Source organism: Gordonia sp. CPCC 206044 (genome assembly GCF_048537895.1).
Lineage (GTDB): Bacteria > Actinomycetota > Actinomycetes > Mycobacteriales > Mycobacteriaceae > Gordonia.
In genome coordinates, this window is record NZ_JBCLVL010000014.1 from 53,901 (window position 1) to 69,425 (window position 15,525).

Genomic DNA, 15,525 nt, shown 5'->3' on the forward strand with positions numbered 1-15,525 from the left:
CGAGGCAAGCAGCGATTCATGCGCGGTGGCGATAGTGGCCGTATGACCAGCACCCCGCGGTTCCTGCAAGGCGTGTTCGCCTTCACCGGCAGTGGCCTCACCAAACCCGCTCCGATCGATCCGTCGCTGAGTTACCTGGTACCGCCCGGTCTGACCGCTCAACCGCTCTACTTCCGGGGCGGCAACAGCTCCGACGAACTCCTGTACGTGACACTGACGCGCGACGGGCAACCGATGCGCATCTTCCCGATGGGGGCGAAGTCGTCGGTCAATGTGCCGTTGCGGGTCGTCGAGGACGTCGACCCGGATTCGACGCTCGAACTCGTGCTGGCCGCGCCGGAGGCCACAGCCGGCGAGGTGGTCATCGACTTCGGGATGGTCGTTTTCTGATGGCCGAGAACTTCGCGCACAGACTCGTCGTCGTCGGCAACGGGATGGCCGGCGCCCGTACCGTCGAGGAGATCCTGGCGCGCAGCCGCCCAGATGCCTTCGACATCACGATGATCGGTGCCGAACCGTACGGCAACTACAACCGGATCATGCTCAGTCATGTGCTCTCCGGAGAGTCGTCGCTCGACGACGACGATCTGATGCTCAACCCGATGGCCTGGTATCGGGAGAACGGGGTCACGCTGTACTCGGGGGACAGCGCCGAATCCATCGATCGCTTCGCCAAGACGGTGACCTGTGCGAGTGGGCGGGCCATCGGCTTCGACACCCTGATCATCGCCACCGGGTCGAACACCTTCTTCCCCAACATGGACGGACTGCGTGAGCCCGACGGGCGACTGGCGCGCGGGGTCTTCGGATTCCGCACCATCGAGGACACCAACGGCATGCTGCAGATGGCCACGTCCCGCGACAATGTGCGGGCCGTGGTGATCGGGGGCGGGCTGCTCGGGCTGGAAGCCGCCTACGGTCTCACCACCCAGGGCGTGGACGTGGACGTCGTGCACTCGCCCGGGCATCTGATGAACCAACAGCTCGACGAGCGCGGTGGGCGCGTGTTGCGCAACAAGATCGAGGAACTCGGGGTCGGTGTGCACACGGGCAGGCGGACAACCGCGGTGCTGCGCAACGAGAACGGTGGCGTCGCAGGGGTGGGGTTCGCCGACGGCGAGTTGATGCCCGCTGATATGATCGTGGTCACCGCGGGCATCCGGCCCAATGTCGACCTGGCCCGCGGGGCCGGCCTGGTGGTCGAACGCGGAATCGTCGTCGACGATCAGATGCGTTGTGAGGACGAGGGTTTCATCTTCGCCGTCGGGGAATGCGCGCAGCATCGGAGCGAGGTGTACGGTCTGGTGGCGCCGCTGTGGGAACAGGCGGTGGTGTTGGCCGACGTGGTCACCGGTGCGAATCCCGATGCGGAATACCATGGTTCGCGACTGACCACCAAGCTGAAGGTCGCCGGGGTCGACGTCGCGGCGATGGGGGTGAAGGGTCCCGAACGTGAGGATGACGAGTTCGTCCAGTTCTACGAACCGCGCAGCGGCGTGTACAAGAGTGTCGTGGTTCGCGACAACAAACTGATCGGCGCCATGCTGCTCGGTGACATCTCCAAGGCGAACTTCCTCACCCAGGCCTTCGACGAGAAGGTGCCGCTGCCCGACGAGCGCATCTCGATGCTGTTCGACATGGGTACGCCGAGCGCCGAGACCGGTGCCGCCGAGCTCGCCGACGACGTGCAGGTGTGCAACTGCAACGGTGTCACCAAGGGGCAGATCGTCGCGTGTGTGCGCGACGGCTGCACCAGCGTCGGCGAGGTGTGTGCAAAAACCCGCGCCGGCAAGGGATGCGGCTCGTGCAAGGGACTCGTCGCCGACATCGTCGAGGTCGCGGCCGGTGACACGCTCACCGTCGACCGAGCGGCCGACTGGTATGTCCCCGCGATCCCGTTGACCAAACCGGAACTCATCGACGCCATCCGTCGACAAGAGCTGCGATCGGTGTCGGCGGTGTTCGAGGCGCTGGCCCCCGCCGGTGAGGACGCGACGGCGAAGATGCCGTTGGCCTCCTTGTTGAGGGTCATCTGGGGATCGGACTGGGAGCGTGAGCCGGGGGCGTTGTTCGTCAACGACCGGGTGCACGCGAACATCCAGCGCGACGGGACCTTCTCTGTGGTGCCGCAGATGAAGGGCGGCGTGACGTCGCCGCAGCAACTGCGCCGCATCGCCGACGTCGCCGAACGCTACGAGATTCCGATGATCAAGGCCACCGGCGGTCAGCGCATCGACCTGCTCGGTGTGCGGAAGGAAGATCTACCCAAGGTCTGGAAAGACCTGGATATGCCGTCGGGATACGCGTACGGCAAGTCGTTCCGGACGGTGAAGACCTGCGTCGGTACCGACTACTGCCGGTTCGGTTTGGGGGATTCCACGTCGCTGGGCATCGCCCTGGAAACGCGCTATCAGGGTTTGGAGTCACCTGCGAAACTCAAACTCGCGGTGACGGGTTGCCCACGCAACTGTGCCGAGGCCCTATGCAAGGATTTCGGCGTTGTCGCAATCGGGGCGAGCGCAGCGACGGGAAATGATGCCGGGGCGAGCGCAGCGACGGGAAATGATGCCGGGGCGAGCGCAGCGACGGGTCTGAACACAGGCGAGAGTCGATGGGAGATCTACGTCGGCGGCGCGGCGGGCGCGCACATCCGCAAGGGTGACCTGCTGGCCACGGTGGGCTCGTCGGAGGAGGTGATCCGACTGTGCGGCATCTTCATCCAGTACTACCGGGAACAGGCCAAGTGGCTGGAACGGACGTACGCGTGGGTGCCGCGCGTCGGTATCGAAGAGTTGCGCGCCATTCTCGTCGACGACCGCGATGGCCTGGTGTCCGGGTTGCAGGAGCGGATCGACGAGGCGGTCGCCGGGTATGTCGACCCCTGGCTGGACCGTCAGGAGCCGAAGTCTCCGGCGCAGTTCACGTCGTCACTGCCGCTGCTGCCGCTGCCGAAGGTGCCGGTCCGATGACCGCGCTCGCACACGGCACCGGGGTTCCGTTGGGGCCCATGGAAGATCTCCTCCCGGGGGAGGGGCGCGCCTACGCGGTCGACGGTCGTCAGATCGCCGTCTTCCGGATGACCGACGGCACCCTGCGTGCCACCGACGCGGTGTGCCCCCACAGGGCCGGGCCGCTCGCCGATGGTCAGTTCGACCTCGGCCAGGTGGTGTGTCCTTTGCACCAGTACGCTTTCCGGTTCTCGGACGGCGGATGCTCTTCTGAGGGCATCGGTTCCGTCGACGTCCACCGTGCCGAGGATCGTGACGGGCAGATCGTTCTCTGGGTGTGATCGCTCTCTGGGGGACCACCCCGCGCTGATGTCCCGCATCGTTGCAGCCACCTCACCTCGGGGTTCTCACCTTCGCGCGCGCCAAGGTGAGAACCCCGAGAAGAGGTGGCTGTTTCGCCGCTCGGGGCCGCCCGGTCCTCAGTACACGTCGCGGACATAGCGTTTGTCCGCGGCGAGGGCTTTGACGTACCCCTCGGCACTCTTGGGTGCGAGCTTTCCGTGCTGGGCGACAACACCTTTCAGCGTGGCATCGACGTCCTTGGCCATCCGCGTGGCGTCGCCGCACACGTAGACGTGAGCTCCGTCGTGGAGCCATCGATAGAGTTCTTCACCGTGTTCGCGCATGCGGTCCTGCACATAGATCTTGGAACTCTGGTCGCGAGAGAACGCCACGTCGAGTCGAGTGAGCAGGCCGTCGGCGAGCATCGAGGTCAACTCGTCGCGATAGTAGAAATCGGTGGCGGCGTACTGTTCTCCGAAGAACAACCAGTTCGGCCCGGTGTGGCCGAGCGCCTTGCGTTCGCGCAGAAATGCGCGGAAGGGTGCGATGCCGGTGCCCGGGCCGATCATGATCATCGGCGTGTCCGGATCGGCAGGCGGACGGAAGTGGTTGGTGGAGTTGACGAATATTCCGATGTCCTCGCCGTCGGCGTGGTCGGCGAGGAACGTCGAGCACACGCCGCCACGCGGGGTGCCGTGCACGTTGTAGCGGACCGTCGAGACGGTCAGCTCGACCTCGTCGGGGCTGTCCAGCGGGCTCGACGAGATCGAATACGACCGGGGTGCCAACGGTTTCATCATCGCGACCCAGTCGGCGGCGCTGGCTTTGAGCGGATGCGCAGCGAGCACGTCGACGGACTGACGGCCCCAACTCCACTCGGCGAACTGGTCCTTGTTCCCGGCCGCCACCAGACCACGCAGGTCGTCGTCACCGGTCCGGTCGGCGATGAAACGGACGAGATCCGGGTTGACCCTGGCGAACTCGAGACGTTCCCGCAGAGCGCGGCGTAACGTCATGTCGCCTGCGTCCGGCAGGTGTACCACCTCGTCGCCGTCGAGTCCGGTGACCGTGAGCCATTCGTCGATGAGAGCGGGATTGTTGCGCGGCCACACACCGAGCGCATCACCGGTGCAGTAGCGGAGGGAATCGGCGGGCAGATGGAACCCGACGTTGCGTACGTCCTTCTGGGAACCCGCGCTGTTGAGCCTGACGTTGCGGGCGAGGGAGGTGACGAACGGGTTTTTGCGTGAATAGGCTTGTGGCCCAGATGTGTCGGGTTCTGCCCGGTCGACGACGGTGACCGGCGAGCGGTCGGGTTCGGTATCGGTGCGTTCGTCGGAGTCGAGCAGCCCGACGACGCGTTCGAGCCAGCCCCCGGCGGCCTCCTCGAACTCGGGTTCGCAGTCGACACGATCGATCAGTCGTCGACCGCCGAGCTCGTCGATCCGGGCATCGAGTTTGCGCCCGTGACCGCAGAAGTCGTCGTAGTTCGAATCGCCGAACGCGAGGACCGCATACCGCAGGCCGGACAGGTCGGGCGCGCTGTCGCTGTTGAGCGCGTCCCAGAAGGCGGATCCGTTGTCGGGCGGATCTCCGTCGCCGGTGGTGGAGGTGACGAACAGCACGGCGTCGGTGTCGCCGACCAACTGCTCGAGCTTCAGATCGTCCATCGGCGCGGTGGTCACCCGTCGGCCCGTCCCGGCGACACGTTCGGCGCACTGGGTGGCGAACTCCTCGGCATTGCCCATCTGTGATGCCCACAGGACGGTCACGGTCCCGCCCGGGGCATCGATGGCCGCGACCGCCCCGCTGTCGACCGGGGTACAGGCCACGCTCTGGCGGGAGAACATGCCGGCGAGCAGCCCGGTGACCCAGGTGCGGGTGTCCGGGCTCACCGGTGCGTCGGCAGGCAGCACCGGGAGGGTGCCGCCGTCGGGAGGATTGGCCCGCAGACCACCGACGATGCCGGCGAGGTAGAGCTTTTCGGCGTCGGTGGTGGACGGGCCGGGGAGATCGGCTACTCCGAGAAGCCCGGCGAGGGCGTCGATCACGGACACTCCTTCGATCATCTCGACCGTGGGCGCGGGTGCGGCGGCGACGCGGTGCAGGGTCACCGCGCAGACCTTGAACTCCGGTTGCTGGGACAGCGGATCGATCGCGTCGGAGGTGACCGCGTTGATGGCCAGATGTTCGCCGAACATGTCGTTCCAGTGGAACGGCACGAAACAGTTGCCGGGACGGACACGATCGGAGATCTCGGCGGGGAGCACCGCTCGCCCCCGCCGGGAGGCCACCTCGACCTGATCCGTCGCCTCGATCCCCAGGCGATCCGCATCGTCGGGATGGATCTCGACGAAGGGCCCCGGATTCAGTTTGTTCAGTTTGCCGACGCGGCCGGTCTTGGTCAGCGTGTGCCACTGATGCGGCAGTCGGCCGGTGTTGAGCAGGATCGGGTAGGCGTCGTCGGGCATCTCGGCCGGATCGACGTGCGGACGCGCGAAGAACTGGGCCCGCCGACTCGGTGTCGCGAACGCCAGCGCAGGCACCGTCCCGTTCTCGGTGCGGTGCAGGGTCTGGCTGATTCCGTCGTTGATGTATCGAATCGGGTTGCGGCCGTTGGTGTCCGGCTCGATCGTTGCGCCGGCGGGCGGGCACGGCCATTGCATCGGCGTGCTACGGAGCCCGCCGTAGGTGATGCCCCGCAGGTCATAGCCGGTCTTGGGATTCGCGAACTCGCGGATCTCGTCGAAGATCTCCTCCGCGCTGCCGTAGTCGAAAGCATCGACATAGCCCATCGCGCGCGCGATCCGGGCGATGATCTCCCAGTCCGGCAGGGCCTGGCCGGGGGCGCCGAGTGCGGGCTCGAACAGCGTGACGTTACGTTCCGAATTGACCATGGTGCCAGTCGATTCCGACCACAGCGCCGCGGGCAATGCGACATCGGCGTAGGCGTTGGTCTCGGTGTCGGCGAAGGCGTCCTGGGTGATGACGAGCTCGGCGCGCTCGAGGCCCTCGATGACCGTGGAGCGATTGGCCACCGATGCCACGGGATTGGTGCAGATGATCCAGCACGCCTTGATGTCGCCGTCGGCCATCCGGGAGAACATGTCGATGGTGCCGCCGCCGACATCGGTGCGCAGGGTGCCCGGCGCCAGCCCCCACTTCTCCTCGACGAAGGTGCGGTCGTCGTCGGCGAGCACCGCACGCTGGCCGGGGAGACCCGGACCCATGTAGCCCATCTCGCGGCCGCCCATGGCATTCGGCTGGCCGGTGAGCGAGAACGGGCCGGAGCCGAGCCGACAGATCGCCCCGGTAGCGAGGTGGAGGTTGATCAGCGAGTTGGTGTTCCAGGTGCCGTGCGTGGATTGGTTGAGACCCATCGTCCAACAACTCATCCAGTTGTCGGCGGTGCCGATCAGTTCGGCCGCGCGATGCAGATCGGCGACGGCGATGCCGGTGATGTCGCTGACGAGTTCGGGCGGGTACTGCGCGGCGAACTCCGGCATCTGGTCGAAGCCGTCGGTGTGATCGGCGATGAAGCCGTCGTCGGTGTGCCCGTTGAGGATGATCAGGTGCAGCAGCCCGTTGAGCAGTGCCAGATCGGTACCCGGTGCGATCTGCAGGAACAGATCGGCCTTGTCGGCGGTCGCGGTGCGTCGCGGGTCGACGACGATGAGCTTCGCGCCTGCCTTGATCCGATCCATCATGCGCAGATGCAGGATGGGGTGACAGTCGGCCATGTTCGCGCCGATCACGAAGAAGACGTCCGCATGGTCGAAGTCCTGGTAGGAGCCGGGTGGACCGTCGGCGCCGAGGGATTGTTTGTACCCGGTGCCCGCGCTGGCCATGCACAGCCGCGAGTTGGACTCGATCTGGTTGGTGCCGATGAAACCCTTGGCCAGTTTGTTGGACAGGTACTGCGCTTCCATCGACATCTGACCGGAGACGTAGAGCGCGACGGCGTCCGGTCCGTGTTCGTCGATGATCGAGCGCAGCCGGCCCGCCGTCTCGGTGATCGTCTGATCCAGGTCCGCGGTCCGGGCGGGAGCGCCGCGTTCGTCACGGAGCATCGGCGCCGTCAATCGGCCGCCCGCGTTGAGCATGTCGGCGGTGGTCGAGCCCTTGGTACACAGACGGCCGAAGTTGGTCGGGTGATCCTTGCGGCCGACGGTCTTGACCACCTGACCGTCGTCGCCGACCGACATCTCCATGCCGCAGCCCACGCCGCAGTAGGCGCACAGGGTATGCACGGTGTCGACAACCTTCACGATGTCCAGCGTCGGGGCGACGTGTTTCCTGATGCAAAGGGTCCGGTTACGCCGCTATCAACTTGACCTCACAGGCCGCTCGAGAGCGGGTGAGGGAGCGATGAGCCTGTGAGCGCGTCGGTCTTGGCGTCGGCATGAGAACCGCCCCGAATCTCTGCCTCCCTGGGGGCCGCCGAGGGAACATCGCCCTCGCCATCTTCCAGCCGGGTTGAGGTCGGGGGTGGTTTCCAGCCGACGGGCGATGGGCCGAAGTGCTCGGGAAGAAGTTGCTGGTGGGGAGGAATTGGGTGTCCCCGTGGCGACAACGCACAACGTCGGATTCCTCCACAGATTTCGTCGCGAGACGTCCGACCACGTCGAACAGCCTCGGGAACCTCTGAAACTTGGGTTCATGGACTACCAGGAGATCGCCGAACGTTTCGGCGGAGTCATTTCGACTCGTCAGCTCATCGCCGCAGGCGAAAGTGCCGTGACGATTCGCGCGGCAGCAGAGTCCGGTGCGATCGATCACATTCGCCACGGGTGGTACGCGACCAAGGATGCAGACGCCGACGTGGTCGAGGTCGTCCGTGATGGTTGCGTGGTGTCATGCGTCGATGCGCTGCGAAGACACGGTCTCTCTGGATCCCCGAGGGCACCGATGGAACGCACTCGCGTGTGACTCGTCATGAGCGCCGGAAGTCGCACGACCGGTGCCGCAGGCATGGCCGTCCGACGCCCGTCGGAGGTGCGATCGACGATGTTCTGACCGCACTTCACTACGCAGCGCTGTGCTACGAGGAGGAGAACTTCATCATTGTCTGCGATTCCGCATTGCAGAACGGGAAGGTGAAACAGGCCGATCTTGAGGCAGCATTTCGATTGGCGCCAAACAGAATTCAGCGGGCGATTCGCAAGTGCGACCGCCGAGCCGCCTCCGGCACAGAGACGGCGGCCCGGTTGAGACTTCGCGCGGCGGGCATGCGTGTCGAGGTGCAGCATGAGGTCCCCGGGGTCGGCTGGGTTGACCTGTTGATCGGTGATCTCGTGGCACTCGAGCTCGACAGCGAAGCTCACCACACGGGTGTCGCCAATTACGAATCTGATCGCGTCCGGGACCGAAAACTCGTCACACTCGGATATCTACCGCTGCACGCTACGTATACACAGGTCTTTCACGGCTGGGAGGCCACACTCACCGACATCCAAACTCTGGTCCGGGCCGACAGACATCGGCGACGGCCGAATCGGTCCCGACAACGTCCGGCATGAGAACCGCCCCGAATCTCCACCTCCCTGGGAGCCGCCGAGGGAACATTGCCCTCGTCATCTTCCAGCCGGGTTGAGTTCGGGGGTGGTTTCCAGCCGTATCGAGCCGCGTCCAAGTGCGCGGAAGTCGGATGCATGCCGGTCTGCGGGTTCAGTCGCACGAATATCCGCAGCCCCGGGCGGGTCTCAGACACATCTCAGCAGTTGGCGATAAGACTGTACGTATGCGCATCCTTGTGGTCGACGACGATCGGGCGGTACGAGAGTCGCTGCGTCGATCGCTCACGTTCAACGGATACGCGGTGGAGACGGCAGCTGACGGTCTGGAGGCACTCGAGAAGATCGTCGCGGAGCGGCCCGATGTCGCGATCCTCGATGTCATGATGCCCCGGCTCGACGGGCTGGAGGTCTGCCGTCGGCTGCGTTCGGCGGGCGACGACCTGCCGATCCTGGTCCTCACCGCCCGTGACTCGGTGTCCGAGCGGGTGTCGGGGCTCGACGCCGGGGCCGACGACTACCTGCCCAAACCCTTCGCGCTCGAGGAACTGCTCGCGCGGTTGCGGGCGCTGCTGCGTCGCGCCGCCCCCGACGATTCGATCGAATCCGAGGCGCTCACCTTTGCCGACCTGACGCTGGACCCGGTCACCCGCGACGTGACGCGCGGCGAGCGCTCCATCAGCCTCACCCGCACGGAGTTCGCGCTGCTGGAGATGCTGATGGCCAATCCGCGCCGGGTGCTCTCCCGTAGTCGCATCCTCGAAGAGGTCTGGGGTTACGACTTCCCGACCTCGGGCAATGCGCTCGAGGTCTACATCGGCTATCTGCGGCGCAAAACCGAGGCCGACGGGGAGACCCGGCTGATCCACACCGTGCGCGGTGTCGGCTATGTGCTGCGGGAGACGCCACCGTAGTGCATTCCTTTCAAGACGGGACCTCGCCGTCGCCACGACGCGGCGGCCCCGGTCGACGCGGATCCACCGAGCCCAAGGAGATGCGGGCGCCGATGCCGCTGACCCGGGCGGTGTCCCTGAAGACTCGTGTGACCCTCCTGTCGGCGACCGTGGTGCTGGTCTCGGTCAGTCTGATGGCCGCGGCGGCGTATTTCGTCGTCTACCGGGCGATGTACAACGAGGTCGATTCCCAGTTGGAGAGTCGTGCCGACGGCATGACGGCGCTCGCGAAGACCGGTCTGCTCGACGATCGACCCGAGTCGCTGGTGACCGGAACGGTGTTCTCCACCAACATCTCGTTGGCCCTGGTGCGCCCGGACGGGCGAAGCTACCTGATCGGTTCGGTTCCCTTCGAGGACGTCGAACGACGGATCGCGCAGTCGACGAACAGCCCGGGCAACAGCAACCAGAGCCTGCGCACCATCCACAACCAGCGCGTACTGGCCCGCAAACTCGACGACGGCAACACACTTGTGTTGGCGCAGAGCCTGTTACACACCGATCGGGTGTTGAAACGGCTCGCATGGGTCCTGCTCGTCGTCGGTGGTGGCGGTGTCGCATTGGCGGCGCTGGCGGGTACCACGGTGGCGAGGGCCGGTCTGCGTCCGGTGGCGCGCCTCACCCGTGCGGCCGAAAGGGTTGCTCGGACACAAGATCTCACGCCCATGCCGGTGTCGGGCAATGACGAGTTGGCGCGGTTGACGGAGAGTTTCAACACCATGTTGCGCGCCCTCGCCGAATCTCGCGACCAACAGGCGCGTCTGGTCGCCGATGCCGGGCACGAACTGCGGACGCCATTGACGTCGTTGCGCACCAACCTGGAATTGCTGATCGCGTCGAGCGAGCCGGGGGCGCCGACGATGCCGGCCCAGGACATGATCGAGTTGCGTTCGGACGTGATGGCCCAGATCGAGGAACTGTCCACCCTGGTCGGGGATCTCGTCGACCTGGCAAGAGAGGATGCGCCCGAGGTCGTTCACGAGGAGGTCGACCTCGCCGAGGTGGTGAGCCGATCGCTGGAACGGGTGCGGCGACGACGCAGTGACGTCGAATTCCAGACGAATCTGACCCCATGGTTCGTGTTCGGGGAAGAACACGGACTCAACCGCGCGGTGCTCAATGTGCTGGACAATGCGGCGAAGTGGAGTCCGCGCGGGCGGCCGGTGGAGGTCACCCTGCGTCAGATCGGTGCAGGCACCGCAGAACTCGCGGTCGCCGATGCGGGGCCGGGCATCCCCGAGGAAGATCGCGAGCTGGTGTTCGAACGGTTCTATCGGTCGACGCAATCGCGATCGATGCCCGGCTCGGGACTGGGTCTTGCGATCGTCCGTCAGGTGGTCACCCGGCATGGCGGAGCGGTGCGTGCCGAGCAGTCCGAACTCGGGGGTGCACTGATCACGCTGACCCTGCCGGGCCGTCCGGCGGCGACGGAACCTTCTCCTCAGGTCGTTCGTCAATAGGGTGAAGATCCACGCCGGAGGCCCGCCGAGAAGCGGCGGGCCGACGGGGCACGATGCCCTAGGGTTGGAGAGCGGGATCGGTGCCACGAGCCGGGCCGGTCGGACAGTCGGGACCCTCGCCGTGACGGCGACGTGAAGAGCTAAGGACAACGACATGACGAGTGGCGGTTCGCAAGGCGATCCGTACGGCCCCGGGGGGCAGAGCCCCTACGGCACCGGGGGTGGGCAGAGTCCCTACGGCGGTGCGCCGAATCCCTACGGCGCCCCCGGCTCGAATCCGCCCCCCGGCCCGTATCCGCCCGGTGCTCCGACGTCCGAACCGGATGCGAGCACTTACGGCCATCATGCCGCGTCGACGCAGCAATTCGCCGATCCCTACGCCCCGCCCGGATCGGCGCCGTCGTCGTCGGCGTTTCCGACACAACCGCAGTACGGCGCAGCGCCCGGCGGCCCGGGTGGTCTGCCGCCGTACGGTGGCGCACCTGCGACCAAGAAGAAGTCGGGTGGCGGCGCCAAGGCCGCGCTGGCGGTCGGGGCCGTCGTCCTGGCCCTCGTCGCGGGCGGTGTCGGCGGTGTGATCGGGGCCAACGTCTCCGACGGTGACTCGTCGTCGCACAGCGGTCCACTCGGGGGTGACCCGAAGAGCGATTCGCAGGGAGCTGTGGCGGCTCCGGAGGGGTCCGTGCAGCAGGTCGCGGCCAACGTCCTGCCGTCGGTGGTCTCCATCGTGGTGCGCTCGGGCAACGCCGAGGGCGGTGGTTCCGGGGTGATCCTGTCCGACGACGGCGTCATCATGACGAACAATCACGTCGTCTCCGAGGCGGGCAATGCGATGGCCAGCCAGGTGGTGGTGAACTTCCACGACGGCTCGCGGGCACCGGCGCGCGTACTGGGTGCCGACCCGATCTCCGACATCGCGGTCATCAAGGTCGACAAGAACGGACTCAAACCGATCACCGTCGGCACCTCGGAGAACCTCGCGGTGGGCCAGGACGTCATCGCGGTCGGTGCACCGCTCGGCCTCGAGGGCACCGTCACCACGGGCATCATCAGCGCCCTCAATCGTCCGGTGTCGACCTCGCGCGAATCCGGTACGACGTCGGTCATCGACGCCATCCAGACCGATGCGGCCATCAATCCGGGCAATTCGGGCGGCGCGCTGGTCAACGCGCGCGGTGCCCTCATCGGGGTGAACACGGCGATCGCGACGCTGGGAGCCTCGGCCGAACAACAGAGCGGCAGCATCGGACTGGGTTTCGCCATCCCGATCGATCAGGCGATCCGGGTGGCCAACGAGTTGCGCGACAGCGGGAAGGCCACCCAGGCCGGCCTCGGTGTCTCGGTGCGGGCGAACGCCGACACCGACCAGGCAGGCGCGCTCATCTCCGACGTGACGGCCGGCGGTCCCGCCGACAAGGCGGGGATCCCGAAGGGCGCGGTAGTCACCAAGGTCGACGATCGCAACATCACCACCGGTGACGCCCTCGTCGCCGCGGTGCGCTCCCATGCGCCGGGAGACACCGTCACCATCACCTACGTCGTCAACGGCCAAACGAAAACAGCCCCGGTCACGTTGGAGACACTGCACGTGAATTAGGCCCGGAGAGGATCTCTCCGGGGAGTAGAAAGGTTGACCATGAGCGACACCGGTTCCACCGCCATCGACCCCGACGACATCGTTGCCGCCGATGCGGCCGCACGTGAGTTCGTCGCGCGCCACAGCGACGACGACGATCGCGTGACGATCGGAGACTCGGAGATCGGCCGAGCGCTGGTGGTCGTCGTCGACGATCGCGCGGCGCATGGGGAGGACCAGACCCTGCTCGGGGCGCTCGTGGGGGAGTTGCTCGGTGAGGCCGGATTTCACGTCGACGCAACCGTCGCGGTGTCCGGCGACGAAGTGGAGATCCGCAACGCCCTCAACACCGCGGTGATCGGTGGCGTCGACTTGGTGGTGTCGGTGGGTGGTGTCGGCGTCGGAGCGCGCGATGTGACGCCGGAGGCGACCGAGCCCCTGCTCGATCGCCGGCTGCGCGGTATCGAAGAGGCTGTGCGCAGCTCGGGATTGGCGGCGGGCGCCACCGACGGCGGCCTGTCCCGTGGCCTCGCGGGAATCTCCGGTCAGACCCTGGTGGTCAATCTCGCCAACTCTCGTGCGGCGGTACGTGACGGCATGGCCACCGTGGCACCGCTGGCCCAGCATGTCATCGAGGCGATCAGCGAGTTCTGATCGCGCCCTCTCGAGAACCCGGAATCGTCATGACCAGTAGCCCGGATCACTCCGAAACATCCCCGGTGACCAGTGAATCTGCCGATGTCGCACGCCGTTCGAAGGATTGGCGGGCCAAGCGGCGGCTCGCCGATGTGTTCGGCGACGACCTCCCAGAGGTGACGTCAGATGAGTGTGAGGAAGGTCACAAGGGGCTCGGGAAGGGTTGGTTCGAGGCCAATCGTCCGCCGCATTACGAGTAGCCGAGGGCGCGGTCGTCGCGCCCGAGCCAGCATGTTTTCCTTCCGTTAACATTCTCAAGTCTGCGTATCGCAAATGTGCGCTTTGCAATATTGACGACAATGGTGGAGACACGGGTGATTCCATCTGTTGCTGGCCTCGATCTCGCTCCGATAACGTTCTGCTCCGACGAAGCTTCGGTGCTTGTGACAAGGACCGACGGGGAGTCCTGCGATCTGTCGCGACGACTGGCGCAGCAGTGACCAGGGGTGTGCGGAAGGCGACTTCTGCCTAACCGGAGCCGACATCTCGGATGCGGAGCGGGGGTCCGCAACCCACCAAGAAGGGTCGCCTCGTGGCGCGTGCGTGCGCGCGTCATGGGATAACAACCGAATCCTGTGAGAGGGAACGAATGAGCAAGTTCAGCAAGCTCGGGCTGCGCCGCGTGATCGGTGCGGGCGCCGTTGCCGCGGTGGCGGCAATCGGCCTGGCCGGCATGGGGGCCGGCGACGCGGCGGCTGTCGGCCTGCCGAATGGCTACAAGAAGGCCGTCGGCGTCGATGGCGAGTCCATCCAGACCTGGCGCAAGGGCGAGTCGGCACTGCCTGCTCCGTCGGTGGCGAACAACGGCGCCGGCCGTGCAGCGGTGGTGTCGGGTACCTACACCGCCAAGGCGAGCAAGGGCGTGAGCGGCAACATCGCGGTGAAGGTTCTCATCGGTTGCCAGGTGGACATCACGGGCCTCGAAGGTGGGATCTCGGGCACCATCTCGGCCAGCCCGTCGCTGAGCGGCTCGCTGAGTGTTCCGCTGAAGCCGGGCGAGGTCGTCGTCGCTGACGTGACCGACAAGGACATCAAGGAAGGCGGCGCGGCTTCGGTTCAGCTCGACCGCTTCGCCGTCGACGTGCAGCAGTGCGGCGGTTACGCCTCGGCGCGCACCATCGTGACGACCGTCGGCGCCAAGGGCTACAGCACCGACGACGGCACCGTCAGCGGTGAGGGCTCCTACATCCAGTCGACCCTCTACGGAAAGCCCTTCAGCCTCAACTGATCCGGCGCAGACAACTCAGCCAACTCTGATTTATCTGCCCCGAGCAGATTGAAATTCCACAAAGGGGAATCATGAAGAAGATCAACACTCGCGTGGCCGCAGGCGTCGGCCTCGCAGGTGCCGCCGTGATGGGCCTGACCAGCCTCGGCGCCGGCGGTGCCGTGGCCGGTCCGCTGCCCGGCGGTTTCGTCTCCAAGACGCTGGTCGACGGCACTCCGGTGACCGTTCGCCTGTCCGACGAGTTCGTGAACGTGCAGAAGGCCGTGACCAATGTCCAGACGAGCCGCGAGGTGTGGCTGTCGGGAAAGGTCAAGGTCACCGTCGGCGGCAAGGCCGAGGGCGGCAAGGTCAACGCCGGCTACCTGGTGGGTTGCCAGGTCAACTTCGGTGCCAGCGCCGACGGCGGCGTGAAGGCCGAGCCGAGCGCCGACGGCGGCGTCTCCGGCAGCGGCGAGGCCACCGGTGGCTTCACCCTCGGACCCGGCCAGGCCAAGTACGTCCCGGTCATCGACACCACCTCCGGTGACGACACCGCCTACAAGAACTACGAGGTCCACTCGTACAAGTTCAAGGGCAACAAGGGCGGCGTCGCCTACAGCCAGGAGAAGTTCGGCCTCGATGGTTGCGCCGGTTACGCCTCGGCCAAGGCCAAGGTGACCGTGTCGGTCGACACCGATTCGGTGAAGGGCGTCGTGACGCTCTACGGCAAGCCGTTCAGCCTGGGCTGATCGCCTGTCCGGACTCGGAGGGGTCCGACAACTGAACACTCCGCACGGGGCGGGATCGGAATCATCCGATCCCGCCCCGTT

Annotated in this window: 11 protein-coding genes; 10 read left to right on the top strand and 1 reads right to left on the bottom strand. The window is 66.2% G+C overall.

Annotated features, from left to right (window positions below):
* Positions 1–42 precede the first annotated feature (42 nt).
* Genes AAFP35_RS20315 through AAFP35_RS20325 form a run of 3 tightly spaced genes read left to right on the top strand, consistent with a single transcriptional unit; the run spans position 43 to position 3,289 of the window.
* Complete coding sequence (locus AAFP35_RS20315; RefSeq protein WP_419223456.1) at positions 43–390, top strand: molybdopterin oxidoreductase; 348 nt, start codon at positions 43–45, stop codon at positions 388–390.
* Entirely contained in the window at positions 390–2,969 is a 2,580-nt protein-coding gene (gene nirB, locus AAFP35_RS20320) for a nitrite reductase large subunit NirB (RefSeq protein WP_419223457.1), read from the top strand. Before AAFP35_RS20315 ends, nirB begins: the two co-directional genes overlap by 1 nt.
* Positions 2,966–3,289, top strand: a complete 324-nt coding sequence (locus tag AAFP35_RS20325; protein ID WP_419223458.1) for a Rieske (2Fe-2S) protein — start codon at positions 2,966–2,968, stop codon at positions 3,287–3,289. Before nirB ends, AAFP35_RS20325 begins: the two co-directional genes overlap by 4 nt.
* Before the next feature lie 138 nt (positions 3,290–3,427).
* Here the strand turns inward: AAFP35_RS20325 and AAFP35_RS20330 are convergent, their stop codons facing one another.
* A complete protein-coding gene (locus AAFP35_RS20330; RefSeq protein ID WP_419223547.1) occupies positions 3,428–7,501 on the bottom strand; it encodes a molybdopterin-dependent oxidoreductase in 4,074 nt (1,357 codons plus the stop codon).
* 1,529 nt (positions 7,502–9,030) lie between these two features.
* Between AAFP35_RS20330 and AAFP35_RS20335 the strand changes: the two genes are divergently transcribed.
* From AAFP35_RS20335 to AAFP35_RS20365, 7 genes are all read left to right on the top strand, one after another.
* Positions 9,031–9,717: a response regulator transcription factor gene (locus AAFP35_RS20335; RefSeq protein ID WP_419223459.1), complete on the top strand. Its 687-nt coding sequence runs from the start codon at positions 9,031–9,033 to the stop codon at positions 9,715–9,717.
* Positions 9,718–9,797: 80 nt separating this feature from the next.
* Positions 9,798–11,216, top strand: a complete 1,419-nt coding sequence (locus AAFP35_RS20340; protein ID WP_419223548.1) for an ATP-binding protein — start codon at positions 9,798–9,800, stop codon at positions 11,214–11,216.
* 154 nt (positions 11,217–11,370) lie between these two features.
* Positions 11,371–12,813 carry a S1C family serine protease gene (locus AAFP35_RS20345; protein ID WP_419223460.1) on the top strand — a complete coding sequence of 481 codons (1,443 nt, stop codon included), beginning with the start codon at positions 11,371–11,373 and terminating at the stop codon, positions 12,811–12,813.
* Positions 12,814–12,852: 39 nt separating this feature from the next.
* Positions 12,853–13,446 (top strand): MogA/MoaB family molybdenum cofactor biosynthesis protein, encoded by a 594-nt coding sequence (locus AAFP35_RS20350; RefSeq protein WP_419223461.1) that lies wholly within the window; start codon positions 12,853–12,855, stop codon positions 13,444–13,446.
* A 65-nt stretch (positions 13,447–13,511) separates the two neighbouring features.
* The gene (locus tag AAFP35_RS20355; protein WP_419223462.1) at positions 13,512–13,688 is read left to right on the top strand and encodes a hypothetical protein; all 177 of its coding nucleotides are present in this window, start codon (positions 13,512–13,514) and stop codon (positions 13,686–13,688) included.
* Between the two features lie 389 nt (positions 13,689–14,077).
* Positions 14,078–14,716 (top strand): MspA family porin, encoded by a 639-nt coding sequence (locus tag AAFP35_RS20360; RefSeq protein ID WP_419223463.1) that lies wholly within the window; start codon positions 14,078–14,080, stop codon positions 14,714–14,716.
* A 71-nt stretch (positions 14,717–14,787) separates the two neighbouring features.
* Positions 14,788–15,444: an MspA family porin gene (locus AAFP35_RS20365; protein ID WP_419223464.1), complete on the top strand. Its 657-nt coding sequence runs from the start codon at positions 14,788–14,790 to the stop codon at positions 15,442–15,444.
* Positions 15,445–15,525 lie beyond the last annotated feature (81 nt).